Below are 25,932 nucleotides of genomic sequence, written 5' to 3' on the forward strand. Positions count from 1 at the left end.
TCTATTTGATTATAGATCGTATCTTCATATAATATATTCAGGTAGATTCTAATCAAAGATACGACATGGTGACACAAGATCAAGACAAGCTCGATCTCGAGGAAATGCGGGCCGCCGCCGCCCGCGCCTGCGGATTACTGAAGGTGCTGGGCAATCCGGACCGCCTGCTGCTGCTGTGCCAGCTGACCCAGGGCGAATTCTGCGTCAGCGAACTCGAAACCATGCTCGGCATCCAGCAACCCACGCTCTCCCAGCAGCTCGGCGTGCTGCGCGAGGAAAAGCTGGTGCACACCCGGCGCGAGGGCAAGCAGATCCATTACGCACTGGCCAGCAAGGAAGCGACGGAGGTGCTGCAGGTCCTCTATCGGCTCTACTGCATCAAGCCGCAGGAGACAGAACATGACGATTGACTGGATTCACTTCTCGCCATGGACGGCGCTGGCGGGCGGCCTGCTGATCGGCCTGGCGGCCTCGGCTTTCGTGCTGCTGAACGGGCGGATCGCCGGCATCAGCGGCATCCTCGGCGGCCTGCTGCGTCCGGCGCGGGGCGACATCGCCTGGCGCCTGGCCTTCCTGGGCGGGCTGGTGCTGGCACCGCTGGCCTGGGGGCTGTTTGCCCCCCTGCCCGCGGTCCGCATCGACGCCGGCGGCGGCACGCTGGTCGCGGCCGGCCTGCTGGTCGGAGTCGGCACCCGCTACGGCGCCGGCTGCACCAGCGGCCACGGCGTCTGCGGACTGTCGCGCCTGTCGCTGCGCTCGCTGGTAGCCACGGCCGCCTTCATGCTGGCCGGTTTCGTCACCGTGTTCCTGGTGCGCTCATGGCTGTCCTGAGCGCCTTCATCGTCGGCCTGGTCTTCGGGATCGGCCTGATCGTGGCGGGCATGACGAATCCCGCCAAGGTCCAGGGCTTTCTCGACATCGCCGGCAACTGGGATCCTTCGCTGGCCTTCGTGATGGGCGGCGCCATCCTGGTCGGCCTGCTGGCCTTCCGCCTTGCCGGCAGGCGCGAACGCGCCCTGCTCGGCGGCCTCATGCGACTGCCCACCGCCACCCGGATCGATTCCCGCCTGGTGCTCGGCAGCCTGGCGTTCGGCGCCGGCTGGGGACTGGCGGGCTTCTGCCCGGGGCCGGCGCTGGCCTCGCTGGTAGCAGGCGGCATCAAGCCCCTGATCTTCAGCGCTGCGATGCTGGCCGGGATGGCCGCCTTCGAGATGCTGGAGCGGGGCGCGTCAGTAGGCGGCGAGCGCACGCACGGTGTGCCGGATCAGCAGGGCGATGAACTGCCCGCCGACCACCGCCAGCAGGAAGAACACCACCAGCTGGCAGAGACGCAGCATTAGTTCGTGGCCGCGCCAGCGGCTGCCGAAGCGCAAGGGGCCATGGAAACGGGCCGTCAGGTGCACGGGTGCGGGCCGAAGTTTCATGTTTGTCTCCATTTGTAGCAATGTTATATGCACAGAATACGCCCGGATCTGGCCGGCTGCAAACGCTTGGTCGTGCGCGGGTACGAATCATGCAAATTGGGTCTTGCCCTACCTTGAGGAAAGTTTATACTTTAACCACTCAATCTCAGGAAACCTGATCATGATCCGCACCGTTTGCCTGGCAGCCCTCCTCGCTGCCGCCATCCCTTCCGTCTGGGCCGCCGACGATGCCGGCTTCTGCAAATCGATGTGCGGCAGCGAGCGCCAGGAGTGCAAGGCCACGGCACGCAAGGCAACCAGCAACGATGATCTGATCGGGGAGTCGGTATCGCAGAAGAACCCCTTCGCCAACACGGCCAGCCACAGCCAGGGCCAGTCGGTGCAGGAACAGGCTGCCGGCAGCGACAGTTTCCACCGCCGCCAGTCCGAGCGCGTCGGGGCCTGCGACGACAAGTACCTGCGTTGCACGCGGGCCTGCAGCGCGCCGCCGAAGGCCGCCAAGCCTGCGCGCGGCTCCTGACAAAAAAATGCCGCTGTCGCGAAAGCGAACAGCGGCGGAATTTTCAGCCGATCACTGAGGTGGAGACACAAAGAAGCAGGGAGACTACCTGTCGAAACATGACAGGAAGTTGGGACGCCTTCGTCGGCCACAAGTCCCGAAACAGGTAAGAACTTCCTGCCGATATGTCGGCCTGGTCGCACAACCTTCCTGCAAGTTCCGCTTCGGCGCCCTGCCCGGCTAACGGACGCCCGATTCCCGGCAACTACGGTAGCATCGGGCCATGTGTGGACGATTTGACCAAAGCCAGACCGCGCGCCACTACGCCAATGTGTTCGGCTGGACCGATGCCGTGTTCGACAGCGAATCGGGGCCGACCACGAACGCGGCGCCCGGCACCTACCGGCCCGTGCTGCATGTGCAGGACGGCGAGCATCGCGTCGACGACGTGTTCTGGAGCTACCGCCCGCGTTGGGCCGAAGGCAAGATCCCGATCGCCATCAACGCCCGCCTCGAGAAGCTTGGCAGCAGCTACTGGTCGCGCCTGCTCAAGAACGGGCGCGGCATCGTGCCGGCCGAGGGCTGGTACGAATGGACGGGAGAAAAAGGCCACAAGCAGCCCTGGCACATCCACCGCAAGGACCACGAACCGCTGTTCCTGCTGGCGCTGGCCAACTTCGGTCCTTTCGAGGAAAACCGCGCCGAGGCCGGCTTCGTGCTGGTCACCGACGATGCCTCCGGCGGCATGCTCGACATCCACGACCGGCGCCCGGTGGTCATGAACGCCGAGGATGCGGCGCTGTGGCTGTCCCCCGCCCTCACGCCCCAGCAGGCGCTGGAACTGGCGCGCCACGCCGCCGTCGCGGCCGAGTCCTTCGACTGGTACAAGGTCAGCAAGAAGGTCAACAATGCCAGCGCTGACGGCCCGCAGATCGCCCGGCCGCTCGACGACCAGGACGACGAGGCCTAGCTTTCAATTAATGTAGATGACGGCCGGCGACGGGCTCGGCGTCCCAGGCGGCGGCGCCGGGGCCGGTGCCGGCGTGGCAGCCAGGGGCTGGGTAGCCTCGGCCTTCTGTTCCGGCCGGGGATTGCTTTCCTCGGGGCCGGGTTCGGTGCTGACGTCGGTGGCGGCGCCGCTCACCTGGCCGGCCGCGGAATCGGCGCCGCCGGCTGCAGTGGCGGCACTGTCCATGATGTCGCCGGCGGTCCGGGCCCGGGTTTGCGGGGCACGCTGGTCGGTGACGCCGGCGCCGCATGCGCTCAACAGCATGCAGATGATCGAAGCAAAAGCAGCGAGTTTCTTCATCAAAAAAGTTACTTGCGAAAAAAGTTAACGTGCTTCTTTGACGCAAGGAAACTGTCGGAGTTCAACGCATTCCGATGAAAACTTTCCTGTTGTAATTAAACGCAAACAAAATGCCGGATGAACCCGACACAGATCAGCTTGTGCGCACGATGTTATGAGCTGCGTCGTATTGCGTGCGGAAACTGACTCGCTGTGAACATGGTCTTAACACACAGACCAAGAGACATAGCGAGGATTGCGCGATGGGCGAATACCTGAGGATTCAAGAAATGCTCAAGGAAGGCGAGGCATATGCCGGGCTGATCCTGGGCAAGGACGGCGAAGCCGACTACCACCTGGTGCTGCTGGCGGACGACGTGTCGGATGTGAGCTGGCCGACGGCCCGCGAATGGGCAGGCTCGCAGGATGCGGACCTGCCGACGCGGCGCGAGCTCGCCCTGCTGTTCGCCAACCTGCGCGAACGCTTCGACCGTGTGTGGTACTGGTCGAGCGAACAGCACGATACCCGGCCACAGCTGGTATGGGGGCAAAACTTCGCCAGCGGCATCCAGACCGTGTATGGCCGCCCCTTCCGCGGCCACGCGCGCGCCGTGCGGCGGATCGGCAGCAGTTGAGCCGCCTGCCGATCCGTCACGGCCTGTGAGGACGCTTACCTGGCGGCGGAAGCGGCTGCCGGCGCGGCGATGTTCGAGCGGCCGATCGGCTGGTCCATATTCGCCAGGAACCACGCGGTCGTCGCCATGACGGCAACGTGGCGGCGCAGGTTTTCCGGATCGACCTTGTCGAAGGTGTCGGCCGTGGTGTGGTGGTAATTGAAGTAGTTGGCCGAATCGATCCACGGTTCGAAGCTCGGCACGCCGGAGGCTTCGAGATCGTGCAGGTCGCCCGCACCGACCACGTCTTCACGGCGGAAGGCGCCCGCGCCCATCGGATAGAGGGCGGCTTGCAGCGGCGCCATCAGCTTTGCCGACTGCTGGCTGATGCCTGCGCGAATGCCGAAGGGACGGCCCGAGCCGTTGTCGTCCTCGTAGGCGGCGAAATGCTTTTCCGCCGTCGACTTGTTGACATCGTCGTAGTGCTTGCCGCCGCGGCCGCCGTTCTCCTCGTTCATCCAGGCGACCACGCGGATGGTGCGGCGCGGACGGTAGTCGAGCTTGCGCAGGGTGTCGATCACGCCCATGGCGCTGACCACGCCCGAGGCGTCGTCGTTGGCGCCGGTGGCCAGGTCCCAGGAATCGAGGTGACCCGACACCAGCACGATCTCGTCGGCCTTGTCGGTGCCCGGCCAGTCGGCGATCACGTTGAAGCTGTCGGCATCCGGCAGGGTCTGCGGGGTCAGGGTCAGGTGCAGGCGCACCGGACCGCGCTTGGACAGGCGGGCGATCAGCATCGAGTCTTCGATCGTGACCGCGGCCGCCGGGATGCGCTTGTCCGCCGGCAAGTTGGTGGCGCCGGTGTGCACGATGCGGTAGGCTGCGCCGCCGACGGCGCGCACCAGGGCTGCCTGGGCGCCCATCTCGGCCGCCATGCGCGGACCGGCGCCGCGGAAGGCCACCGCCTGTCCGTAGGCGGTGCCGGCCAGGCCACGGTCGGCCATGTCCTGGTCAAAGGGCACGTCGAACAGCACGATGCGGCCCTTCACCTCGGCCGCGCGCGCCTTCAGTTCGTCGAAGCTGCGCACCACGATCACCTCGGCCGTGATGCCGGCCGCCGGGGTCGCGCCCGAGCCGCCGAGGGCGGTCAGCACGACTTTCTGGGTGACGCCTTCCGGACGGCCCTTGTAGTCGACCACTTCGGCGGTCTCGACGCCGCGCACCCAGTGCGGAACCTTGACCGGCTGCAGGGTCACCTTGGCGCCCAGCTTGCGCAGCTCGGCGGCCACCTGGGAGACGGCGGCGGCGGCGCCGGCGGAACCGGACAGGCGCGGGCCGACCAGGTCGGTCAGGTCTTCGAGGCGCTGGTAGGCATAGTCGCTCTGCATCGCCGTATCCCGCACCTTGGCGAGCGCGGCCGGATCGTTACCGGGAGGGGCAGCGTTTGCGCTGCCCGCGGTCGCGAGGCCGGCCAGCAGGCTGGCAGCGACGAGGGTCAGGGCGGGAAGGCTGATGCGGCGGTCCATGCGTTTGTCCTTTTCTTCGGGTCGAAATGACCGAAACAATAACGCAATCGCTGCCGTTTTAGGAAATTTATTGCCGTAAATACATAATTGGTGGATTGTTACGCGGGCACCAGCCGCACAAGCGTAATCTCCGACGGCGCCCCGAAACGCTTGGGCGGTCCCCAGTAGCCGGTGCCGCGGCTGGTATACACCCACAGCGAGCGCACCCGGTTCAGGCCGGCAACGAAGGGCTGCTGCAGCGGCACGAACAGGTTCCACGGAAAGAACTGGCCGCCGTGGGTGTGGCCGGACAGTTGCAGGTCGAAACCGGCATCGGCCGCCGCCGGCGCGCTGCGCGGCTGGTGGGCCAGCAGGACTTTCACGGCGACGTCGTCCGGTGCGCCGGCCGCCGCCTGCTGCGGGTCGCTCTTGTGCAGGGGGTTGAAATGCTGGGCCGTATAGTCGGTCACGCCGGCGATCATCACGGCGGCCTGGCCGCGGCGGCGGATCACGTGTTCGTTCAGCAACACGCGCAAGCCCAGGCGGCGCACCTCGGCGATCCACTGCTCGGCGCCGGAATAGTATTCGTGGTTGCCGGTGACGAAGAACACGCCGTCGGGCGCGGCCAGGCGCTCCAGCGGCTGGGTATGCATGGCCAGGCGCTGCACGCTGCCGTCGACCAGGTCGCCGGTCACGGCGATGGCGTCGGCCTTCAGCGAATTGACCTTGTTGACGATGGCGTTCAGGTAGGCGCGCTTGATGGTCGGGCCGACGTGGATGTCGGAAATCTGGGCGATCGCATAGCCTTCCAGTTCCCTCGGCAGGCCGGCGATCGGCACGTCGACCTTGACCACGCGCGCGAGCCGGCGCGCATTGATGAAACCGATGGCGGAGACGGCCAGGGCCAGCAAGGGCACGGCGACGGCGCTGTCGAATGCGAGCGCGGGGCTGCCGGCGCCCGCCAGGGTGACGATCAGCAACAGGACGTCGCGCACGAAGGTCAACACCAGCAGCGAGGAAAAGAAGCCCATCGCCAGCAGGCCGGCCCACGACAGCGGGCCGGACCAGCGGCTGCGGCGCAGGCTGGGCGCCACCAGGCCGATGCGCACCAGCACCGCCGAGATGCTCAGCAGGATGATGCCGAGAAATATGCCGACCAGCCCGGCGTTCATGCCAGGCAACAGGCGCAGGCCGATATACAGGTGCACCAGTACCAGGATTGCAAGAACAGACATATTGGATCGACGGCGCGCCATGGGCTGGTGTAAAGAAGTAGAGACCCCAGCTAGATGGGGCGGCCTTGGCCGAGTGCAAGCCCTGCCGCCTGAAATGTTACGATGCCTGATGCATGTGTAAGATTCTGTATTCACCCGTGGCAGCCTCGCCGGTGGGGGCTATAGTGACGTCATGCCTTGCGTCGTAGCGATCATGTTGATCCCCGTAGAGGCCGAAGGAAAAGCCATGTTGAACAAAAAATGCTTTGGTGCGGTACTCCTGGCCGCGGCCGCCGTGTCCTCCACGGCAATGGCTCAAGATCGGGGAGCGAACACCGTCATCGGCGCGCTGGCCGGCGCAGCCATCGGCGGCGGTGCGGCGGGACGCGACGGCGCACTGGTCGGCGCAGCGATCGGCGCGGCCGTCGGCAACTCGGTGCGCACGAACGACGATTACTATTACCGCGATCGCGGCTACGTGTCGAGCGGCTACACGAACAATTACTACTCGAGCGGCTACTACCAGCCGGCGCCTGCCGCCGTCTATGTGGAATCGCGCCCGAGCTATTACTACGAGCCGCGTCCGGTCTACGTCGAGTCGCGCCCGGTGTACGTGGAATCGCGTCCCTACTATGACCGTGGCCGCTACTACGATCGCGGCCGCTACTATGACCGCGGCGGCTACGACCGCCACGACCGCTACGACCACGGTGGCTGGCACCGCTGATTGCTTGCCATCCATGAGAACCGCGCCCAGGCGCGGTTTTTTTTCGTCCTCCCCCCGCTAGCCCCGAGCGGCGGCGCCTGTGCCGCCGCCAATCGGGAGGACACATGCTCGAAGCGGGCGACATCATCACCCTGACGGCCGGCGCCTGGCGCCTGAGCGAACCGCTGGCAAGCTCCAGCTATGGCCTGCTGTGGCATGCGCTGCCTTGCGGCGGCGGCCAGCCCGCCGTCCTCAAGCTCGTCAATACCGCACAGATGGCGCTGGCCCTGCCGCCGCAGCGCCCGCGCTGGAGCGCCTGCCTGGAAGCCGAAATCGCCTTCCTGCGGGCGCTGCGTCCCTGGGACCAGCGCCACATCGTGCGCTTGCTGGACAGCGGCGAGCACCACGGCCAGCCGGCGATGGCCCTGGAACTGCTCGACGGCGACCTGGCGCGCCACCTCGACGCCCTGCGTGCGCGCGGCGCGGCGCCCTCCTTCCCGCAAGCCCTGGACTGGACCGCCCAGGCCAACCAGGCCCTCGCCAAGGTCCACCAGTACGGCTGGCGCCACCTCGACCTGAAACCGGCCAACCTGCTGGTCGACCGCGGCGGCGCACTGAAGCTGGCCGATTTCGGCACCAACCGCCCGCTGGCGGAACGCGCCGCGCATTCCTATGCCGGCACCGCCAACTGGCAGGCGCCCGAGCAGTTCTTCCCCGATGCCGATGGGCGCTATCAAACCGATGCGCGCAGCGATTATTTTGCCCTCGGCGCCCTGCTCTACCACCTCGTCACCGGCGCGATGCTGCGCTTCTGCAGCGCCTGCGGCACGGCCTGGCGCGAACACGGGAACGATGGCGCGGCCGTCCTGCGCACGCGGCACGGCGGCGCCCTGCCGGCCATCCTGGCGCCGGACGAAGCCGCGCTCTACCTGCGTCATGCCGGCCTTGCCGGCGGTGCTGCCGGCGAGGCGGCCCTCGGCCTGCTGCGCGCCCTGCTGGCTCCGCGACCGGAACAGCGCCCCCGCCACGCCCTCGAGATCAGCCGCCTGATCGAGCGCGCACGCGGCGCCTGCGCCCATGAAGCCGTGCGGAGGGCGGCATGAGCGGCGCCGCGCTCCATCGCCAGGCGGCCGGTCTGCCACGTGCCGCGGCCGCGCCGGCCGCGGGCATCCGCGTCTGGGGCGGCCGGACGCTGGTCGCCGCCGTGCTTCTGCTGCTGTGCGTCCTGCAGCTGGCCTGCCTGCTGCGCGCGCCGGTGGCGTGGATGCCGGCCCGGGTCACGGTGGCGCTGGATGCCGGCAAGGAGCTTACGCTGGACGGCGCCGCCCTCGGCCTGTCGCCGGCCGAGGGTGCGCGGATCCGCCTGCGCCGCGACGCCGGCGGCGCCTGGTCGGCCGCCGGTGCCGCCTCGACGGCGCTGCTGGTCCAGCATGGCGATACGCGGCGCCGCGCCGGCAGCGTGCTGCTGGCCCAGGGCCAGCGCTTCCAGCTCGGCGCCGCCGGCTTCGAAGTCGATGGCGTCGACGCCGGCAGGGTCGCCTTCTCGCGCGCCGGGGCCCGATGGCGCTACGACGGCGCCACCCTGCTGCGCGATGGCCGGCCCCAGCCCGACTGTCCGGATACCCGGCTGGCGGCGCGCCTGGCGGGCGCCTGGAACCGCTGGCTGCCGTCGGCACTGGGCTTCGACCACCCGCTGGTCTTCGGCGGCAACCTGGATTGCGGCAACCGCATCGCCATCGCCGGCGTGGCGGCGCCCGGCGCCACCCTCCGGCAGACCGCCGACGGCATGCTGCTGGCGGGCGGTGCCGGYATCCAGCAGGCACCGCTCCTGCTGCAGCCGGCCGGGCATCCGCATGACGCCCTGCTGCTGGCCGAGCGCGAGGAGAGCCTGGAGGGCGCCGGCGCCCTCCAGCTGGACCGCACCCGCCTCCTGCTGGAACGCAACGGCGACCTGCTGCACCTGCAGCCGGTCTCCCACGTCGCCCTGTACCGCGAAGCCCAGAAGCGCCTGCCCGAAGGCCTGAGCTGGTCGTGGACGCGGCGCGATCACTGGCGCCTGCCGTCGCAGGCGATGCTGCCGCTGGCCGGCGTGCTCGGACTGACGCTGGCCGCCGGCATCGCCCTGCTGCTGGGCGGCGGCGCTCGCCGCCTGGGCAGCCGGCGCACGCTCGGCGCGCTCGCCTCCCTGCTGCTGGCCGGCCTCGGCGCGGCGCTGATGTTCCTGCAGAAGACCGGCGCGCCGGCCGGCGCCGGCATCGGCCTGCTGGTGGCCTGGGCCGCGCTGTGGTGCCTGTGGCTGTCGGGCGGCCGTTCACTGGCCGCCGGCGCGGCCGTGCTGCTGTTCGCGGCAGGCCTGCTGGCCCAGCTCGAACTCGGCCTGGGCACGCTGGAATCGTCCTGGCTGCGCCATGCCGGCAAGACCGGCGCCCTGCTGGCGGTCGGCGCCGGCGCCTGCGGCCTGCTGCGCGCGCTGCGCTGCACCCCGCACCGGCGGCCGCTACCGCAGGCAAGGCTCGAACTGGGCCTGCTGGTGCTGAGTGCTATCGCCTTGCTGCTCCTGCTGCTGCAGGTCGCGTTCGGCGACGAGACCGGGGTCTACGACCTGCAGCCGGTCGAATTCGCCAAGCTGGTGCTGGCCGCCCTCACCGCCCACTGCCTGGCGCTGGCGACGAGCAGCCAGCCGGCCCCCGGCGGCCCGCTGCTGCGCGTGCTGCGCCTGGGCGCGCCGGCCCTGCTGTTCCTGGTGCTGCTGGCGGTGGCGCTGGTGCAGGTCGACGACTACTCGCCGCTGGTGCTGTTGACGGTCTGGGGATGCGCGATGGCGCTCGCATTCGCCCTGGCCGGCGGCCGGCACTGGCTGGCCGCCGCCTGCGTCGGCACGGCGCTGGCCGCGGTGGCCGGTGTGGTGCTGCTGCGCGTGGCCGGCCCGGCCGAGTTCGCGCGCTGGAATTTCTATGCCGACCGCTTCCTGGTCTGGCTCGACCCCGGCTCGCATCCGCATACCGGCCAGCAGCTGCTGCTGGGTGCACAGGCCATCGCCAGCGGCGGCTGGTTCGGCGCCGACCACGTCTTCGGCCTGGCGGCGCTGGGCCAGGATGCCGGCGCCGTGGTGCGCATCCCGGCGGTGCAGGACGATTTCGCGCCTTCCTTCTTCCTGAACCGCCACGGCCTGGCCGCCGGCCTGCTGCTGTGGGCGCTGCAGGCGCTGTTCCTCGCCGGGCTGCTGCACACGGCGCTGCGCTGCTGGCTGGACGGCGCCCGCGCGCGCGACTTCCGCCTGGCCTGGCTGGCGCGCTTCCGCTGCTTCCTGCTGTGCGGTGGGGCCGCCTTCGTGGCTGGCCACCTGCTGCTCTCGTGGGGCACCAACCTCGCGATCTTCCCAGTCATGGGGCAGCCGATGAGTTTTCTCTCGGCCGGCGGCTCGCATCTGCTGTTTTTCATCTGCCCCCTGCTAGCGCTGTGCGTCGCCAGCGACCCTGCCCATCCATAGAGGAGAACCGATCATGCCCGTCTACGTCCAGCACGAAACCCTTGCCAGGGTCAACGATGTGTTCAGCCCCGAGGCGATCTGGCAGGCGCCCGGGCTCGCCCTGTTCTCGCGCCGCCCGCTGCTGCGCGACCTGCTGGAGCGCGCCCCGCGCGAACAGCGCGGACGTGCCGCCACCCGCTGCTTCTCGCACGTGACCCTGGCCCTGCCGCAGGAAGAAGTCGACGACGACCGCCACCTGACGCGCGGCGCCCGCGTGCGCGACCTGGCCCAGGGCCTGGCGGCGCTGCACCAGAAGGATTTCGGCGACCTGCTCGGCGGCGACGAGGTGCGCTACCACGTGGTCGGCGCCGAGGACCTGGCGCCGGGCGAAGTCGAAGTGCGCTTCGGCCACGCCGTCTACCTGCCGGCGCCGGGCGAGAAGGTGCAGTACACGGTCAGCGTCTCGCGCGACAGCGCGGTATGGAAGACGGTCTGTCCGGTCTACCCGAACGAGCGCCTGACCCTGATCGGCAACGACGAACGCGAGGCGACCCACGTGGCGCCCGGCTGGCCCTTCGGCGCCGAGGGCGCCATCCTGCTGATCAACGACGGTCCCGACGCCCCGCTCGAGGTGCAAGTGCGGCCCAAGGATGCCTTCGAATGCGGCTGGGACCAGGCCGCCGGCTACTACACGATCCGCTCGCGCCGCGGCGGCGTCGATGCGTCCGGCGCACCCCTGCGCCTGCTGCTGCGGATTTCGCCGGCGCCCGGCGTCCGCACGGCCGCCTCGCCCTCGGCCCAGGTCCGGCCGACGGCTTCGCCGATTCCCGCGCCGATTCCGGCCCCGGTTCCGGCCCCGATCCCCGCACCGGTCCGGGCGCCATCGGCACCATCGGCCCGCCCCGCGGTCTGGAAGCCGCGCCAGGCCCTTGAAGCCGACATGACGGCGGTACCGCTCGCCAAGCCGGCGCCGGCCACGATCGAAGCCGACGCCACCTACGCCCCGGTCGCACGCCAGCGGGTCGCCCTGGCGGCGCTGGCCCTGCCGCGCCTGTCGCGCTACCGCGAAACCGGGGCCCAGGCGCTGGAGATCGGCCTGAACCGGGCCCTGGCCCCATCAAGCCAGGGCGCCGACGCCATCCTCAGCTTCGCCGTCGACGACAGCGACACCGTGCATGCGGTGACGGCCGCGGGACGCCAGGCGGTGACGGCGCCCGGCAGCTTCAGCCCCCTCGACGGCGCCAGGGTCGATCTGCTGGCAATCGCCCCCGAGATGGCCGACCGTTACCTCGCCTTGCTGCGCCTGCCGCAGGCGCCGGCCCTGCCGGTAGCGCCGGGCGCGCGCTTCCTGTTCGGCCGCGGCGCGCCCATGCTGGCGGCCCTGCGCGTGCTGGATTCGCCGCGCTTCCTGCGCGCCCTGCCCGGAACGGCGCCCTCCAGCGCCGACCGCCTGGGCCTGTCGCGCAATGCCTTCAGCTTCGAGGCGGCGGACGACGGCTACCGCATCGCCCGCGCCAGCGCCACCCAGGCCCTCTACCACCTCGACGAGCAGCTGCGCTTCGTCGCGGCGATCGGTGAGGCCACGCCGGAGCAGCCCTACCGCCTGCCGCCCGGCCATCACCTGGTGGCCGGCCATTACGTGCTGCGCTTCGATGCCTGAGCTCGGGCACCTGAGCATGAATGCGCCGATCCACTGGCCAGGGGCCGCGGCCTATGCGGCGGCGCTGGTGCTGGCCCTGGTGCTGGCCGGCCTGCTGACCCCGCGCCGCTGGTGGCGCCGGCCGACCGCGGGTACGCTGGCCCTGGTCGGCGGCGGCACGCTGGGCTTCGGCATGCTGTTCGCCTCCCTGCTGCCGGCCGCGGCGCCACCGGCACTCGCGGCAGCGCCACTGCCATTGGCTGCGCCCGTGCCCGCCATGCCGGTGCTGCGCTACCGCGTGGTCGACGACCTGAACCTGCGCGCAGCCAAGGCCACCGGCGCCCCGCGCCTGGCGGTGCTGCCGGCCGGGACCCTGGTCACGCGCACCGGCGCCGCGGACGGCGACTGGTGGCAGGTGCGCGCCCGCCTGCGGGGCAAGGAAATCGAAGGCTGGGCCAGCAGCCTGTGGCTACGCCGGGTCGACGAACGCGCCGCCGGCCCCTAGCGCCAGGCGCATCGGGTTGTAGCAGACGGTACTGGCCTGCATCGGGGCGGTGCGCACGAAACCGAGCGATTCGTAGAAGGGCACCGCATGGTTCGAGGAGTTGACCGTGAAGGCGCCCGGATGATCCGGCCCCAGCGCAGCTACGCGCGCCGCGTCCCACAGCCTGCGGGCGATGCCCTGCCGATGGAAGCGCTTGTCGACGTAGAGGCTGTAGACGTGGCTGCGCTGGCGGACGGCGATGAAACCGGCCAGCTCGCCGCCGACCTCGGCCACATGGTAGACATAGCCGTCGGCCCGGAAGCCGCGCATGCCTTCCTCGCCCTGGGCGGCCAGGAAGGCGGCCGCGTTGGCGGGGCTGGACTCGTGCAGGATGAATTCTTCGGCGGCGGCGCGCAGGAGGCTGGCCGCCGCCGGGATGTCGTCGGATGTCAGGGATCGGATGCGCATGGTTCTGCTAGTGTAAGGGAAAAACACCGCTAATCGTCGCTTGGCTTTTTGCCATTTGCGGTTAGAGTAGGGGCATGCAGACTTCCGAAGGCTCACTCGCGTCCTCCCTGCGCTTCGGCGCGCTCGACGTCGCCGCCGCCTCGCGGCTGGGCGCCGGCCCGCGCCTGCGCGAAGAAAACCAGGACAATCTGCTGCTGATCGATGCCGCCGGCCAGGCCGTCTGGCTGCAGGACCAGCAGCCGCAGCGCCGCCAGCTGGCACGCTGGCGGCAAGGCCATGCGCGCCTGGCCGTGCTGGACGGGATGGGCGGCCACGGCCACGGGCGCGAAGCGGCGGAAGCCGTGGCCGCCGGCCTGCTGGCGATCCCGCCCTGCGATTCGGCCGCCGAGCTGACCCGCCACCTCGACCAGCTGCACGCCGACCTGCAGCGCCACTTCGCCCAGCTCGCGGGCACGGGGCCGCGTCCCGGCACCACCCTGACCATGCTCGAGCTGCCGGCGAACGGCGAGCCCCTGCTCTACCACGTCGGCGACTCGCGCCTGTACGAGATCACGCGCGAACGCGTGGCCCCGCTCACGGTCGACCACGTGCCCGCCACCGCCTTCGCGATGGCCGGCATGCTGAACGAGCAGGAATGGTGGCAACAGGTGCATGGCGAGCACCGGCCGCAAGTGTCGCAAGCCTTCATCCTCGGGAATGCCTTCGCCAATCCGGCCCAGCTGAACGATCCGCTGTTCGAGCTGACGCCGCTGAACCTGCCGCCCTGGCTGTGCGCCCTGCCGGACCGCCGCACCCTGCAGCTGCGCCCGGGCGCGACCTACCTGCTGGCAACCGACGGCCTGTGGTCCTGTTCCGATCCCTATGGCTGGGTGAGCCAGTGGCCGCAGTTGTTCGGCGGCCGGCTGGACGCGGCCGGCATGCTGGCGGCGCTGCTGCGCGCCTACGCGGCCCATCCGCCCGCCTTTTTCTACCCGGATAACGTGACGGCCATCCTGCTGCGCGCCCCGGGCACGGCTGCGCGCGAGGAAACCGCGCTGCCGGGAATTTGATGCTTTTTAGCAAAAAATCTTGCCTATTGATGAATACGGCGCGCCGCCTCGCGTTAGAATCACGTAAGCTTCTCCCGACGCCAGCCAGCCTATTCCCGCAACCATGAAACGCTGCAGCAGCCCAGACCATCCGCACTGCACCGCCTGGGTCATGCCCGGCGAGCAGGCCTGCGCGCATGGCCACGGCCAGCCGGCCGCCGCCGCGCCCACGGCGGCGAACGCCCTCGGCTCCAGCTTCGACATGCTGCAGACGGTGCGCGCCCGGCGCAACGCGCTTGATGCGATCCGTCCGGGCGCCCCGGCGGCCCAGCGGGAACATGAGCGGCCGCATCTGCACATCAGTGGTTTCGACCCGCGCGCCGCCGGCGGGCGCCAGGCGATCAGGCTGGAACTGCGCGCCATGCCGGACGACGTCCCGGGCGAACTCACCATGCTGCTGCAATCGGCCCTGCTGCCCCAGGGCGGCGGCCGGCAAACCTTCAGCCGCAGCCTGCGCGGCGGCTGGCGCCCGGTGGTCGTCGAATTTTCCTCGCGCGGCCGCGAGCACGGCCAGTACCGGGTCGACGTCGAGCTGCATGCGCGCGATCCGGAACGGCGCGGCAGCGCGCGCACCTGGGTCGCCACCGTGGTGCTGATGGTGCCTCGCCTCGACGCCTCGCTCGCCGAGATCCACCAGACCTATCTGGCGGCGCGCAAGAACGTTCGCATCCAGGCCGACGACGCCTCGATCGCCCGCCTGCACGGACTCGACGCCGCCGGTCCGCTCGACATCGCCATCGACGCCCGCAACGCCTCGATCGCCCAGCTGCAGTTCGGTCCCGCCCACGGCAAGATCGACATGGGACTGCCGACCATCGCCTGGGACGAAGACCTGATCGAGATCGACCTGCCGGCCACGCGCCCGGCCCATCCCTGCCCGGCGTCCAGCGCCTGCCTCGTCTACGCCGAGCCCGATGCCGGCATGCAGCGCCACCTGCGCCTGCTTGCCCTCGACGAATGGGTGCTGGGCCGGATGGAAGCCGGCGCCGGCGGGCAACTGCTGGAAGCCGAAGCAGACCTGCTGCTGTGCCATTACGGCCAACACGGTCCCGAACACCAGGGCCTGACGCGGCGCATCTCGGCCCGCCACGCGGTGATTCGCCGCGGCCGGCAGGGATTCGAGATCGAAGACGTGTCGCGCTACGGCCTGCTGCTGGACGGCGCCTGGCCCGGCAAGCACAGCCCGGTACCGTTGCGGCCGGGCATGCGCATCGAATTGAGCGCCAGCATCAAGGGCATCGCCGTGCTGGTGGTGACGGCGCTGCTGCCGCATGCCGTGGTGCTGCACCGGGTCGATGCCGGCGGCGCGGCCGAGTGCTTCATGCTGCTGGCGCCGGAGACGCAGCCGGGGCCGGCGACGACGGCCAGCGCCCTGCCGCGCGCGGCCGTGCTGCCGCAGCTCTTCCACCGCGACGGCGGCTTCTGGCACCGCGATCCCGTCACCGGCGCCGACACCCCGCTGGGTCCGACGGCCGCACTCGACCGCCTGGCCGGTTTTCACGGCCGGGTACGCTTTACCGCCACCTCCTACCCCGACTATCGCAGCGCCCGCGGCGCGGAACGCCGCGCCGCCGCCCAGCTGTCCGGCGCCTGACTCAGTACGGCCGCAACACCAGGAAGATCAGGGCTGCGCCCACCAGCAGGGCTGCCTGCAGGGAAAACACGATCACGGGAATGCGGATGTCGTCCGGAATGCGCATGGCAAACCTCCAGTCACACAAAGCACGTGACCGATTATCCCACACGCGTGGACATCAGCTCGCGCACGACGCGAAAGCCGACGATGTCGTTCGACAAGGCTGCTGAGAAGCCATTACGCAAGGCCGAGCGCAGATAGCGCGGGTTGTACAGCCAGGAGCCACCACGCAGGATGCGGCGGGCCTGGTCGCCGCCCTCTTCCCAGGCGCTACCGTCGAGCGGCGCACCTTCGTAATTGTCGTGGACCACGTCCTGCACCCATTCCCACACATTGCCGTGCATATCGAACAGGCCCCAGGGATTGGCCGGGAACATGCCGGCCGGGGTGGTGCCGCGGCGGTACTCGCCGCGCGCGCCGCCGTTCCAGGTGAAGTTGCCATCGTAGTTGGCCTGGTCGGTGGAAATGCCGTCGCCGAAGCTGAACGCCGTCCTGGTGCCGGCGCGGCAGGCGTATTCCCATTCGGCCTCGCTCGGCAGGCGGTAGCTGCGGCCGGTCGCCTCGGAGAGCCAGCGCAGGTAGTGCTGGGCGTCGTACCAGTTGACGCCGACCACCGGGTGGGCGTCGGTCTGGGGAAAGCCCGGCGCTTCCCAGTCGACTTCGCCGCTCTGGCGCCAGCCGGTGGCGCGCACGAAGGCGCGCCATTCGCCCACCGTAACCGGATAGCGGCCCATCGCGATCGGCTTGTCGATGCCGACCCAGTGCTGGGGCAGCTCGCGCGCCAGCCAGCCCTTCTGCGAACCGGCTTCCATCGCGATCTTGCGCTCGTGCTCGGGTGAGCCCATCTGGAAGCGCCCGGTCGGCAGCAGCACCAGTTCCGGACCCTTGGCATCGACGTCCAGGAAGCGGTCGCGCAGCACGCCCTCGAGGTCGGCCACCGGACTGGACGGGGTCGGCATCAGTTCTTCGAGTTCGGCCTGCTTGCGCGCCGCCTGCTCGACGCGGGCGCGCTGCTGCTGGGCGAGATAGGCCGCGGCGGCCCGGGCCTGGGCCTGCTTGCGCTGGACCTGTTCGGCCTCCTGGCGCGCCTTTTCCGCTTCGAGGACGCGGCGCTCCGCCAACTGGCGCCGCAGCTCTTCCTTGCGTACCCGGCGCGCCTCCTCGGCCGCCAGGCGGGCCAGCCTTTCCTGTTCGCGGCGCTGGCGGTCCAGCGCGGCCTGGGCGGCGGCCCTGGCCTCGGCTTCCACCCGGCGGCGCGCCTCGGTTTCGCGGGCGCGCCGCTGCGCTTCCGCGTCCATCGTCTCGCGCTCGGCGCGGGCGGCCTGCTCGGCCGCCTCTTGCGCCCGCAGATCCGCTTCGCTCGGCCCCCGGGCTTGCTCCAGCCGCTCCAGCAGCTCGCTCACGCTGCCGGGACGCGCGGCGGCGCTGGCCGCGAAACCGGTCTGCAGCGCCTCCCACTGGGCCTCATTGAGACCATCGGGCCGTGCCGGAATCTCGCGTCCGGCCTGGCCGTCGCCGAAAGGCAGGCGTCCGCTGAGCATCCGGTAGGCCATGACCGCCACCGCATGCACGTCCAGGCCGCGTCCCGGCGCGTCCTGGTCCGGCCCGCGTCCCGCTTCCGGCGCACGGTAGCCGGCGGTGCCCGAACTGGCCGGCGCCTCGACCGAAGGACCGCCGCTGCCGCGGGCGCGCGCGGCGATGCCGAAGTCGAGCAGCTTGACCTCGCCGGCGCGGGTCAGGAAGAGATTGGCCGGCTTGATGTCGCGGTGGACCAGGTGGTGGCGCTCCCAGGCATGCTCGAGGGCGGCGGCCACCGGCGCGAGCAGGCGTAGCGTGCGCTCCAGCCCCAGCCTGCCTTCGCGCGCCAGCAGGCTCTCCAGGTCTTCGCCCTCCAGGCATTCCATGATGATGAAATAGCTGGCCGTGGCAGGATCCTGGGCCCAGTCGTAGACCCGTACGATGTGCTCGTGGGCGAGCTGGCGGGCGCGCGCCGCTTCCTCGATCAGCAGGCGGGCGTGGGTGCTGTTCTGCGTCAGCTGGGGCGGCAGGATCTTCAGCGCGACCTGGGCGCTGTGTCCCAGCTCGGCGTGGGTGGCGAGGTCGGTGGCCTGCCACACCTGGCCCATGCCGCCGTGGGCGATCAGGCGATCCAGCCGGTAGCGGCGCTCGAAGGGGCCGACTTCCTGGCCGGCCATCAGGCCGATCTCGGTGCCGCGCCCGGCCGCCGCGGCCTGCACCGGCTCATCGGCGGCGAGTGCCGTATCGCCCGGCGGCGCATAGGCAGCGTCGAGAATCGCGTTCTTGCGGCTGTCGAATTCCTGGCGGCTCAACAGGCCGTCTTCGTGCAGGGCGCGCAGCTCGCGCAGCTTGTCGATGGCGGTCTGCATCATCCCCGCGCCGGCAGCGCGGCGCCACAGGTGGCGCAGAACCGGTCGCCCTGGTGGGCCTCCGCGTGAACACAGGCCTTCGGCGTCCCGGCGAAGTGAGCCGCCACCGCGCCGGCGACACCGGCGCCCAGCTGCGCCTGGGCAGCCAGCGCCGTCTTGTTGACGTCGTTCTGCAGGGCCAGCAGCTCCAGCTGGTGGCGGCGTTCGCGCTCTTCCTGGGCATCGCGGCGGCTGCGTTCCAGGTCGACCTGTTCCTGCGCCAGGCGCCAGGCATCGGTATTACCGGCGCCGACCACGCCCGCCAGGGCCGCCAGCTGCTCGGCGCTCATGCCGGCGTGCTCGCGGGTCTTCATCACCTCGGCCAGCAGGGCCGCGTTGGCCGGCGCCACCAATGCCACCTTGGCGCTGTCGTCCAGTGCTCCCAGGGCCTGGGCGCGTTCGATCTCGAGACGGGCCAGGTCCAGTTCGTGGGCGCGCTGCTCGTGCAAGCCTTCGCGCTCGTTGCGCGCCACCAGGGCATCGGCCTCGATGGTGCGCAGCAGCTTCTCGTGCTGGGCCAGGGCGTCCTGTTGCGCGCCGCCGCGGCGCAGGGTCTCGAGCTGCTGGCGCACCTGCTCGGCGTCCACCGACAGCCGCCCCGCCGCCTGGGCATCCTGCCATTCGAGCACCCGCTCGGCCTCGCGGCGGTGGGCCTCGTTTTCCAGCTGCAGCAGCTTCAGGCGCGCCACATGCGCTTCGTCCTCGATCTCGCGGGCGCGGCGGGCGGCGGCCTGCTCGGCCTCGTGCAGCCGGGCCAGCTCGGCGCGCTGGCGGCTGGCGTCCTCGATGCCGCGCGCCTGCTCGATCTTGTTGCGGATCTGCTGCTGCAGCAGCTGGTGGGTGAAGCGCTGCTGGGCGACGGCGCGCGCCTCGGCCGCATCCCGCTGCGCCACTTCCAGCTCGGTGCGCATGTGGATCGCGGCCAGCTCTCGCAGCTGCTGCCATTGCCCGGCCTCGTCGCGGCGCGCACCGCGCTTGCCGGCCAACTCGTGTTCGAGCGCCGCCACGGCGTCGACGGCGCCGCGTTCGATCGCCTGCTTGCGGGTCCGCGATTCGACGATGCGGCCGTACAGCTCGATCTGGCGCGCGCGGATCGCTTGGGCGCGCTCGGCATTCTTGAGCGAGAGTCCGGCCCGCTCCAGGCTCTCGTCCTGGCGCAGCTCGGCGCGGCGATGGCGCAGGCGGCCTTCCTGCTCCTCGCGGCGGATGCGGTTCCACTCCTCTTCGCCGTAGAGTTCGTCGAGCTGCTTTGCGTGTTCGAGGCGCACGCGCTGCTCGTCGGCGGCCAGCCACAGGGTGCCGATGAGTTCTCCAAATTCGGCGCGGTTCGCATCGAACTTGTCGTGGCGCAGGGCGATGGTGTCGACCCGCACCACCGCCAGCCCGTACTGGGACAGCAGCAGCGCCAGGCCGCCCTGCAGGTGCTGGTCGAGTTCCAGGCGCAGCTCGCGGCGGCCCGCCATCTCGCGCAAGGAGCGCGCGGCGACGAATTCGCGGGCCAGCTGGGCCAGCGGCGCTTCCAGCAATTCGCGCAGCTGGACGTCCTTGATCGTGCCCGGCATGGTCATGAAGTGGCGTGCGAAGGCCGGCACGTTCTCGATCCGCAGCGACAGCGTGAGCGTGGCATCGACCCGCAGGTGCTCGCAGGTGGCCAGGCCTTCGAGCGAGAATTCGACCGGCAGCGCGCCGCTGCGGGTGACGAGGATCTCGGCATGCTGGTCGCGCAGCAGGTTGTTCAGGCGGTTGAAGAAGCCTTCGATCTCGTACTCGCCCTGCGGCACCTCGGTGGCCTGCTCGCCCTGCAGGATGTAGGCGCGGGCGGTGGCCGGCACGTGCAGGGTCTTGACGAAGATGCCGGACAGGTCGCGCACGCCGAAGAACACGGCCAGTTCGTCCGGGCCGGGCGCCCAGCGATTCTCGACCAGCACGGCCTTGTGGCGCGGCGCGCCCAGCAGCAGGCCGCAGGACCCGCAATAGCTCGCCGCACCGCCATTGCGTGCGTCGCAGGGAGGGCATTCCGACCCGCCGGTTCCGAACATCTTCAACATGATGACTCCTTCCGCATACCGCTCGGCAGCCGGACGATTCTAGCAGCCGCCCGGCCAGCCCGTTTTACGCACGACAATCGTACGCCGCCTTCAAATGATCCCGATCCGTTCGACGCAGGCCAGGCTCGCACCCTGCGTCCGCAACTGCTCCGTGTAGCCTTCCGGCAGCCGCTCCTGCCAGGCGCGCGGCAGCAGGATGCGGTCGCCCGGCCCGGCTTCGCGCAGCAGCAGCGCGCACTTGGGCGCCAGGCCGTCGACCTCGTCGACCCGGCCCGCGTGCCACGCGCCAGAACAGCCGCTGGCGATCAGGCGTCCGCGCGGCACGAATTCGCGTCCGCGCGCGAGCCGGTCGGCCATTACCAGCGCCAGCTCCCAGGAGCGGCCGGCGAAGGCGTCGGCGCCGAAGCGCACCACGCTGCGCCAGCGGCCCAGCGCGCGGCCGTCGTAATGGCGGGCGCCGGCCAGCACCTGGCGCACGGCCAGCTGGCGCGCGGCGTCCTGGTCCGGCGCGGCGATGGTCTGTTCCTCCTCCAGCGTCTCCGGCCCGCCGTGGCCTGCGAGGGGGTGGACGCTGACCTCGACCCAGGCCAGGCTGCCGGCCTCGCCGCTGTGCAGCGGGAACCAGGCCCGCGCCGTCGATACCGCCGCGGACGGATCCGCGTGCCCGCTCAGCAGCCCCAGGTGCGGCAGGCCGCCGGCGCCGCCCAGCAGCGCATCGCCGGCCGGGGCGCCCCCCAGGGTGTTACCGTCGACGCGGCCGCGCTCCCAGCCATCCGACCAGCCGTTCGCCGCCAGTGAAGCCTGGGGACGCAGCAGGCCACGCACGGTGCGGTCTGCCAGCACCGCCGCCAGTTCCCAGCCGCGCTCTCCGTCCGGCGGACGGCGGTCGAGGCTGAGCACCACCTGGTCGCGGCTGTCGAAGCCCGCCTCGGTCAGGCGCGCCAGGCGCAGCACCTGCTGCATGCGCTCGGCCAGGCGCGCATCGTCAGGCACCACGCACTTGACMTCGGCGCGGCCGGCGCGCGGACGGCGGCTCGCGGTCAGGGTCAGCACCGAACCGTCGGCCAGCGGGCAGCGGCAGTCCACCGATTCCGGGATGGCATTCATTCCGTTTCTCCCTCGGCGGCGACGGTAAGCGCTCGACGTCCTTCGCAATCGGCTTCCAGGTTGGCGACGATGCGTTCGGCCTCGCCGTACAACTGCGGCAGCGCGGCCTCGCCGGCCTGGCGCAGGCGGGCCAGCAGGGCCCAGGCCTCGTCCAGCGAGACGCAGGCCCGCCGGCTGTGGCGCGCACGGCGCAGCTGGGCGTCCCGGCCCAGGGGCTGGCCGGGCGCCGCCAATTCCAGCGCCGGCATCGCGTTGACGCCCACCGACACCAGGTCGAGGCGCTGCAGCAAGGCCTGCTGGCGCTGGAACGACTCCTGTGCGGCCGGCATGGCCGCCAGCCGCAGCCCGCACATCAGGCAGGGCAGCTCGAGGAACAGACGGCGCAGCGCCTTCGCGTCTTCCGGCGCCGGATCGAAGCGCGCGGCCGGTGCGCCGGCCGGGACCGGCTTAATGGACGCGGGAGCCGCTCCGAGCCGCGCTTCGGCCAGGCGCGCGGCACGCTGCGCCAGTTCATGCGCATAGTCGCGCGACTCGCCCAGGTCGACCGGCACGCAGTCGTCGACGGTCACGCCGAAGCGCATGTAGAGCAGCTGGTTCAGGCCCTGGCGGAAGGCATTCCACTCTTCCAGGGTGGTGCAGGGCGGCAGCTCCAGGCCGCCGGTGGCCAGCTCGTGGCGCAGCGCGCCCTCGATGGCCGCCGCCAGCACCGCCAGCTCCAGCCTCCCGGATACCTCGGCCGCCAGGTAGAGGTCGAAGCGCTGCTGGGATGCCTGCGGGTCCGGCGCATCGACGGCGAAGCTGGTGCGCAGGCCGATCTCGGGCGCCGTCTCGAAGGGGACCAGGTCGGCCGTGTACGGCCCCGGATGGAAGCCGTAGATGGTCTCGCCGGGACGCGCCTCGATGCGGCGCGCGGCCTGCAGGCGGCGCGTGCGGCCATCGCTGCCGACCACCACGGCCTGGCAGCCGGAGGGCGGCGCGCTGCCCGCCGGCAGCGCCAGCGCGACCACGGACCTGCCCAGTTCGCAGGCATCGGCGGCGGGTGCGGCGCGCTTGAAGAATCCCAGCATCATGTCCTCGTTCGGTCAGCTTCGTTCAGCAATTCCACGGCAAAGCCGGCGCCGCGCGCCTGCAGGTGGCCGGCCGGCGATTCGGCGAAGGGCCAGGCGGCTTCGCATTCGCCGTCCGCATCGAGCCGGCCTTCGAGCACGGTGTGGCCGGCGCCGTCGCTGACACGCAGCGGCGCGCGCGCCGCCAGCAGGGCCGGTGCGAAAGGCGCGCCGGCGGCCAGCTGCACGATGGTCTTCCAGCCGGCGCCGGCCGGCAGGAAATGCAGGGTGAACCAGCCATCATCGGTGCGCAGGGCCTCCAGCTCGCCGCTGCTGGCCGCGCGCAGGCGTCCGCGGCTGGCACGCCAACCATCGGCCGCGACCTCGCCGGCCTCGGCCGCGCGGCGTTCGATCGCCAGCTGGCGCAGCCGGCGCGCGGTCAGCGGCGAAGCCTGCAGGGCCGCGCGCTCGCCCGCCGTCAGCGGCCGGCTGCCGTCCAGCGCCGCGACCAGGGTCGCATCGGCCAGCACCAGGCGGTCGCCCTCGACCCGCCGGCCCAGCAGCAGGCGTTCCTGCAGCCGGCGTTCGCCGGCGGTATCCGCTGCGGTCTYCATATTCATCCCGTTCTCCTCATGGTTGCCGCTTCCAGGCGGGCGATCGCGCCGTCGCGGCGCTTGCGCAAGGTCGGCAGCGAGACCTCGGCCAGCGCCGCCAGCTGCTGCATGGTCGGCAGTTCGCCGGTGGCCGGATCGCGCCAGGCGTCCGGATAGGAATCGTCGCCGGCACCCAGCAGCTTCGCATACACGGCCAGGCGGATCGCGAGTCCGTCGCCGGCCAGCTCGCGCGCCACCCAGCCGGCGCGCTGCTCGGCCTCGCCCGCCGCCTGCATGTAGCCGGGGGGCAGTGAAACGGCGGCGGCCACGGCTTCCAGCCGCGCATCCTGCACGAAGGGCGGCTCGGGCTCGGCGTCCGCCGGGCCGTCGGCTTCCAGCTCGTCCTCGCGCGCTTCCAGGATCAGGTCCGGCCCCGGCGTCGCGCCCTGCTCCGATTCCTGCAGCACGCGCCAGTAGTCTTCCATCCACAGCGCGGCATCGTCGCGGTCCTGCAGCCAGTCGCGGTCGCGGTTGGCGGACAAGGCCTCGTAGTCGCCGATCTCACCCAGCATGGCGGAGATCTTGTCGGGCGCGGTCTTGAGGCTGGCGAAGCGCTTCGAGCGGGTGTGCAGCGGGCCGGGATTGCCGGTAAAGGCTTCCTGGGTCTCGCTCCAGCGCAGCAGCCATTCGGCGCGGCAGTCGGCGATCGAACGCAGCTGGCGCACCTCGATCGGCGTGCCGTGCAGCTCGCGCCCGAGGATGGCGCCGACCTGGGCGCGGTGCTGCTCCCAGTTGCCGAACAGGCGGGCGATCTCGCCGTAGGCCGTGTCCAGCATGCGGTAGGCGTACATGCGGTTCGGGCTGCAGGGACGGCCGCAGGCGGCCTGGTAGTTGTCGGCGTCGACCTTGTCGCGCAGGACCGCATACATATCGTTCACCTTCTTGCGCAGCAGGGCCTCGCCGCCGGCATCGAACCAGAACGGGGCGACGCGCGCGTGCTCGGCGGCGACGGCCGCGCAGAAGGCCTGCCAGTCGGCGGGACGGGCCTGCAGCTCGTACAGCAGGTCCAGGGCCAGTTCCAGCACCGTGTCGCCATAGCCGTTGCCGGAAGCCTGGGCCCGGGGCGTGCGGCGCGCCTGGCGCAGGCGCTCGCCGGTCAGCTCGACGTAGAGCGCCAGCGTCTCCTCGAGCGCCGCCGGATCGGACAGGCGCGCGCAGTCGCAGGCGCGCAAGGCCGCCAGCGAGCATTGCCCCAGCAGCTTACGCACTTCCTCCCAACCAGGCTCCTGGAACCGGGTTCCCGGCAAACGCATACCATCCTCACTCTTGTGTCTACAACAAATAATGCCATACAAACACAAAAGCGAGGCGCCCAGATGGGCGGAATTCACCCCTCAATTCCTGCTATGGCGTCCATTTCGCTTCTTGCATGAAACGCAACACGGCGGCGGCCACCGGCGCCGCATGGGCGCCTCCCGTCTCGTCGGAGCGGCTGGCGAAGACGGCGAAGGCCAGCCGGCGCGTCTGTCCGGGCAGGCTGCCGGGTTCGAGCCAGCCGGTAAACCAGACCGTGGCGCGCTCGCCGTCGCCGACCGGCGCCGTGCCGGTCTTGCCGTACAGGCCGCGCCGCAGGGTGTCCAGATCGCTGCCGCGGAAGGCGCCGGCCGCGGTGCCGCCGTCGATCACGCCCTTCATGCCGGCGCGGATGCGGTCCAGGCGCACATCCAGCGGCGTTCCCGAGGGCGCGGCCGCCGCGCGGCCGTCCAGGCTGTCCAGCAGGCGCGGCGTGGCGATCTTGCCCTCGCCCACCGCCGCCGCCACCAGCGCCATCYGCAGCGGGGTCGCCTGCATGCGCAGGCCGATCGCCATCTGGCGCAGCTCGTGGCGGGTATGCACCGGATCGATGCCGCTGGGGCTGGCCTGGAGCGCATCCCAGGCCGACCACGGGTAGTCCGCCGGCAGCAGGCCGCCGTCGAGGCGCAGGGCCTGGCCGAAGCCGAGCCGGCGCGCCATCGCGACGATGGGCCGCAGCTCGTCCAGGGCGCCGGGCGTGAGCGGCTGCAGGTCGGGCGCGCCGCCCTCGGGCCGGCCCAGCAGGCTGCGATCGGACAATTCGCCGGCCCAGGCGAACCAGGTGTTCAGGCTGTAGGTGATGGCCTGCTGCAGGCCCAGGCGGCCGTCCTGGGCGCGCCGGTCCAGGCCCTGGTCGCGGAAATTCGTGATGCGGGCGCGGCCGTCGACCGGATAGGTGGAGGCCTCGGTGCGGAAGGCGAAGCCGCGCRCCGCGGCCGCCGCGTTGATGGCGGCCAGCGGCTCGCCGGCCAGCAGGGCATCCAGCCGGGCATCCTGGCGCGCCGCCAGCTCCAGCCCAAGGGCGCTGACGATCTTGAAGGTCGATCCGGGGCTGCGCTCGGCGCCGCCGTCGTGCTGGAAGGCCGGCAGGCGCAGCGGGCTGGCGGCCGGGTCGATGCGGTCGAAGTCGCGGACCTCGGGCCAGTTGGAAGCGTCGACCCGGGCGGTGCCGGCGCCTGCCGCCGCCAGGATCTCGCCGCTGGCGGCATCCAGCACCACCATGCCGGCCTGGCGCCCCGCCGGCGGCGCGCTGCCGCCGGCGCAGCGGCGCCCATCCCATTCGCCGCGGCGCATCGCGATGCAGTCGAGCGCGCCCTGGACCGCCG

The 25,932-nt window shown here is 70.9% G+C and carries 24 protein-coding genes; 13 read left to right on the forward strand and 11 right to left on the reverse strand.

Going from position 1 to position 25,932, the window contains the following annotated elements:
• Positions 1 to 65 precede the first annotated feature (65 nt).
• From AC1DIX_RS14245 to AC1DIX_RS14265, 5 genes are all read left to right on the forward strand, one after another.
• A complete protein-coding gene (locus AC1DIX_RS14245; protein WP_477325165.1) occupies positions 66 to 410 on the forward strand; it encodes an ArsR/SmtB family transcription factor in 345 nt (114 codons plus the stop codon).
• Positions 400 to 831 (forward strand): YeeE/YedE family protein, encoded by a 432-nt coding sequence (locus AC1DIX_RS14250; RefSeq protein ID WP_477253553.1) that lies wholly within the window; start codon positions 400 to 402, stop codon positions 829 to 831. The genes AC1DIX_RS14245 and AC1DIX_RS14250 overlap by 11 nt, the downstream gene beginning before the upstream one ends.
• A complete protein-coding gene (locus AC1DIX_RS14255) occupies positions 819 to 1,340 on the forward strand; it encodes a YeeE/YedE family protein (protein ID WP_477325167.1) in 522 nt (173 codons plus the stop codon). Before AC1DIX_RS14250 ends, AC1DIX_RS14255 begins: the two co-directional genes overlap by 13 nt.
• A gap of 244 nt (positions 1,341 to 1,584) precedes the next feature.
• The gene (locus AC1DIX_RS14260; RefSeq protein WP_477325169.1) at positions 1,585 to 1,944 is read left to right on the forward strand and encodes a hypothetical protein; all 360 of its coding nucleotides are present in this window, start codon (positions 1,585 to 1,587) and stop codon (positions 1,942 to 1,944) included.
• A 262-nt stretch (positions 1,945 to 2,206) separates the two neighbouring features.
• The gene (locus AC1DIX_RS14265; protein WP_477250120.1) at positions 2,207 to 2,893 is read left to right on the forward strand and encodes an SOS response-associated peptidase; all 687 of its coding nucleotides are present in this window, start codon (positions 2,207 to 2,209) and stop codon (positions 2,891 to 2,893) included.
• A 3-nt stretch (positions 2,894 to 2,896) separates the two neighbouring features.
• On the opposite strand, the gene AC1DIX_RS14270 is transcribed toward AC1DIX_RS14265, so the two are convergent.
• Complete coding sequence (locus AC1DIX_RS14270) at positions 2,897 to 3,232, reverse strand: hypothetical protein (protein WP_477325171.1); 336 nt, start codon at positions 3,230 to 3,232, stop codon at positions 2,897 to 2,899.
• A gap of 242 nt (positions 3,233 to 3,474) precedes the next feature.
• Between AC1DIX_RS14270 and AC1DIX_RS14275 the strand changes: the two genes are divergently transcribed.
• The gene (locus AC1DIX_RS14275; RefSeq protein WP_441933312.1) at positions 3,475 to 3,846 is read left to right on the forward strand and encodes an Lcl C-terminal domain-containing protein; all 372 of its coding nucleotides are present in this window, start codon (positions 3,475 to 3,477) and stop codon (positions 3,844 to 3,846) included.
• A 35-nt stretch (positions 3,847 to 3,881) separates the two neighbouring features.
• Here AC1DIX_RS14275 and AC1DIX_RS14280 read toward each other — a convergent pair whose 3' ends face one another.
• A complete protein-coding gene (locus AC1DIX_RS14280) occupies positions 3,882 to 5,351 on the reverse strand; it encodes a M20/M25/M40 family metallo-hydrolase (RefSeq protein ID WP_477325173.1) in 1,470 nt (489 codons plus the stop codon).
• Between the two features lie 98 nt (positions 5,352 to 5,449).
• Positions 5,450 to 6,586: a metallophosphoesterase gene (locus AC1DIX_RS14285; protein WP_477325175.1), complete on the reverse strand. Its 1,137-nt coding sequence runs from the start codon at positions 6,584 to 6,586 to the stop codon at positions 5,450 to 5,452.
• Positions 6,587 to 6,791: 205 nt separating this feature from the next.
• Between AC1DIX_RS14285 and AC1DIX_RS14290 the strand changes: the two genes are divergently transcribed.
• From AC1DIX_RS14290 to AC1DIX_RS14310, 5 genes are all read left to right on the forward strand, one after another.
• The gene (locus AC1DIX_RS14290; RefSeq protein ID WP_441933317.1) at positions 6,792 to 7,271 is read left to right on the forward strand and encodes a glycine zipper domain-containing protein; all 480 of its coding nucleotides are present in this window, start codon (positions 6,792 to 6,794) and stop codon (positions 7,269 to 7,271) included.
• Between the two features lie 104 nt (positions 7,272 to 7,375).
• Positions 7,376 to 8,353: a protein kinase domain-containing protein gene (locus tag AC1DIX_RS14295; RefSeq protein WP_477325177.1), complete on the forward strand. Its 978-nt coding sequence runs from the start codon at positions 7,376 to 7,378 to the stop codon at positions 8,351 to 8,353.
• Entirely contained in the window at positions 8,350 to 10,740 is a 2,391-nt protein-coding gene (locus AC1DIX_RS14300; protein ID WP_477325179.1) for an FtsW/RodA/SpoVE family cell cycle protein, read from the forward strand. The genes AC1DIX_RS14295 and AC1DIX_RS14300 overlap by 4 nt, the downstream gene beginning before the upstream one ends.
• 13 nt (positions 10,741 to 10,753) lie before the next feature.
• The gene (locus AC1DIX_RS14305) at positions 10,754 to 12,379 is read left to right on the forward strand and encodes a hypothetical protein (protein WP_477325181.1); all 1,626 of its coding nucleotides are present in this window, start codon (positions 10,754 to 10,756) and stop codon (positions 12,377 to 12,379) included.
• A complete protein-coding gene (locus AC1DIX_RS14310) occupies positions 12,372 to 12,863 on the forward strand; it encodes an SH3 domain-containing protein (protein WP_477325183.1) in 492 nt (163 codons plus the stop codon). Before AC1DIX_RS14305 ends, AC1DIX_RS14310 begins: the two co-directional genes overlap by 8 nt.
• Here AC1DIX_RS14310 and AC1DIX_RS14315 read toward each other — a convergent pair.
• Positions 12,828 to 13,310: a GNAT family N-acetyltransferase gene (locus tag AC1DIX_RS14315; RefSeq protein WP_477325185.1), complete on the reverse strand. Its 483-nt coding sequence runs from the start codon at positions 13,308 to 13,310 to the stop codon at positions 12,828 to 12,830. The two genes, AC1DIX_RS14310 and AC1DIX_RS14315, sit on opposite strands and share 36 nt — an antisense overlap.
• Positions 13,311 to 13,384: 74 nt before the next feature.
• Here AC1DIX_RS14315 and AC1DIX_RS14320 point away from each other — a divergent pair, with 74 nt between their 5' ends.
• On the forward strand, positions 13,385 to 14,359 hold the full coding sequence (locus tag AC1DIX_RS14320; protein WP_477325187.1) for a PP2C family protein-serine/threonine phosphatase: 975 nt from the start codon (positions 13,385 to 13,387) through the stop codon (positions 14,357 to 14,359).
• Between the two features lie 103 nt (positions 14,360 to 14,462).
• A complete protein-coding gene (locus AC1DIX_RS14325; protein ID WP_477325189.1) occupies positions 14,463 to 15,992 on the forward strand; it encodes an FHA domain-containing protein in 1,530 nt (509 codons plus the stop codon).
• Between the two features lie 140 nt (positions 15,993 to 16,132).
• On the opposite strand, the gene AC1DIX_RS14330 is transcribed toward AC1DIX_RS14325, so the two are convergent.
• The 7 genes from AC1DIX_RS14330 to AC1DIX_RS14360 all read right to left on the reverse strand — a co-directional run.
• Positions 16,133 to 18,424, reverse strand: a complete 2,292-nt coding sequence (locus AC1DIX_RS14330; protein ID WP_477325191.1) for an SUMF1/EgtB/PvdO family nonheme iron enzyme — start codon at positions 18,422 to 18,424, stop codon at positions 16,133 to 16,135.
• Positions 18,421 to 20,508, reverse strand: coding sequence for a coiled-coil domain-containing protein (locus tag AC1DIX_RS14335; protein WP_477325193.1), 2,088 nt, complete (start codon positions 20,506 to 20,508; stop codon positions 18,421 to 18,423). The genes AC1DIX_RS14330 and AC1DIX_RS14335 overlap by 4 nt, the downstream gene beginning before the upstream one ends.
• A gap of 90 nt (positions 20,509 to 20,598) precedes the next feature.
• Positions 20,599 to 21,615 (reverse strand): hypothetical protein, encoded by a 1,017-nt coding sequence (locus AC1DIX_RS14340; protein ID WP_477325195.1) that lies wholly within the window; start codon positions 21,613 to 21,615, stop codon positions 20,599 to 20,601.
• A complete protein-coding gene (locus AC1DIX_RS14345) occupies positions 21,612 to 22,685 on the reverse strand; it encodes a hypothetical protein (protein ID WP_477325197.1) in 1,074 nt (357 codons plus the stop codon). Before AC1DIX_RS14345 ends, AC1DIX_RS14340 begins: the two co-directional genes overlap by 4 nt.
• Entirely contained in the window at positions 22,682 to 23,281 is a 600-nt protein-coding gene (locus tag AC1DIX_RS14350; protein ID WP_477325199.1) for a hypothetical protein, read from the reverse strand. Before AC1DIX_RS14350 ends, AC1DIX_RS14345 begins: the two co-directional genes overlap by 4 nt.
• Entirely contained in the window at positions 23,278 to 24,522 is a 1,245-nt protein-coding gene (locus AC1DIX_RS14355) for a hypothetical protein (protein WP_477325201.1), read from the reverse strand. The genes AC1DIX_RS14350 and AC1DIX_RS14355 overlap by 4 nt, the downstream gene beginning before the upstream one ends.
• 136 nt (positions 24,523 to 24,658) lie before the next feature.
• The coding region (locus AC1DIX_RS14360; protein WP_477325203.1) for a penicillin-binding transpeptidase domain-containing protein at positions 24,659 to 25,932 on the reverse strand (1,274 nt) is incomplete at its 5' end.

Source organism: Massilia sp. 05N420 (assembly GCF_056397205.1).

Bases quoted from the DNA above. Each gene is read 5' to 3' on its own strand.
- AC1DIX_RS14245 (WP_477325165.1), top strand. From the start codon at position 66: ATGGTGACACAAGATCAAGACAAGCTCGATCTCGAGGAAATGCGGGCC.
- AC1DIX_RS14250 (WP_477253553.1), top strand. From the start codon at position 400: ATGACGATTGACTGGATTCACTTCTCGCCATGGACGGCGCTGGCGGGC.
- AC1DIX_RS14255 (WP_477325167.1), top strand. From the start codon at position 819: ATGGCTGTCCTGAGCGCCTTCATCGTCGGCCTGGTCTTCGGGATCGGC.
- AC1DIX_RS14260 (WP_477325169.1), top strand. From the start codon at position 1,585: ATGATCCGCACCGTTTGCCTGGCAGCCCTCCTCGCTGCCGCCATCCCT.
- AC1DIX_RS14265 (WP_477250120.1), top strand. From the start codon at position 2,207: ATGTGTGGACGATTTGACCAAAGCCAGACCGCGCGCCACTACGCCAAT.
- AC1DIX_RS14270 (WP_477325171.1), bottom strand. From the start codon at position 3,232: ATGAAGAAACTCGCTGCTTTTGCTTCGATCATCTGCATGCTGTTGAGC.
- AC1DIX_RS14275 (WP_441933312.1), top strand. From the start codon at position 3,475: ATGGGCGAATACCTGAGGATTCAAGAAATGCTCAAGGAAGGCGAGGCA.
- AC1DIX_RS14280 (WP_477325173.1), bottom strand. From the start codon at position 5,351: ATGGACCGCCGCATCAGCCTTCCCGCCCTGACCCTCGTCGCTGCCAGC.
- AC1DIX_RS14285 (WP_477325175.1), bottom strand. From the start codon at position 6,586: ATGGCGCGCCGTCGATCCAATATGTCTGTTCTTGCAATCCTGGTACTG.
- AC1DIX_RS14290 (WP_441933317.1), top strand. From the start codon at position 6,792: ATGTTGAACAAAAAATGCTTTGGTGCGGTACTCCTGGCCGCGGCCGCC.
- AC1DIX_RS14295 (WP_477325177.1), top strand. From the start codon at position 7,376: ATGCTCGAAGCGGGCGACATCATCACCCTGACGGCCGGCGCCTGGCGC.
- AC1DIX_RS14305 (WP_477325181.1), top strand. From the start codon at position 10,754: ATGCCCGTCTACGTCCAGCACGAAACCCTTGCCAGGGTCAACGATGTG.
- AC1DIX_RS14310 (WP_477325183.1), top strand. From the start codon at position 12,372: ATGCCTGAGCTCGGGCACCTGAGCATGAATGCGCCGATCCACTGGCCA.
- AC1DIX_RS14315 (WP_477325185.1), bottom strand. From the start codon at position 13,310: ATGCGCATCCGATCCCTGACATCCGACGACATCCCGGCGGCGGCCAGC.
- AC1DIX_RS14320 (WP_477325187.1), top strand. From the start codon at position 13,385: ATGCAGACTTCCGAAGGCTCACTCGCGTCCTCCCTGCGCTTCGGCGCG.
- AC1DIX_RS14325 (WP_477325189.1), top strand. From the start codon at position 14,463: ATGAAACGCTGCAGCAGCCCAGACCATCCGCACTGCACCGCCTGGGTC.
- AC1DIX_RS14330 (WP_477325191.1), bottom strand. From the start codon at position 18,424: ATGATGCAGACCGCCATCGACAAGCTGCGCGAGCTGCGCGCCCTGCAC.
- AC1DIX_RS14335 (WP_477325193.1), bottom strand. From the start codon at position 20,508: ATGTTGAAGATGTTCGGAACCGGCGGGTCGGAATGCCCTCCCTGCGAC.
- AC1DIX_RS14345 (WP_477325197.1), bottom strand. From the start codon at position 22,685: ATGATGCTGGGATTCTTCAAGCGCGCCGCACCCGCCGCCGATGCCTGC.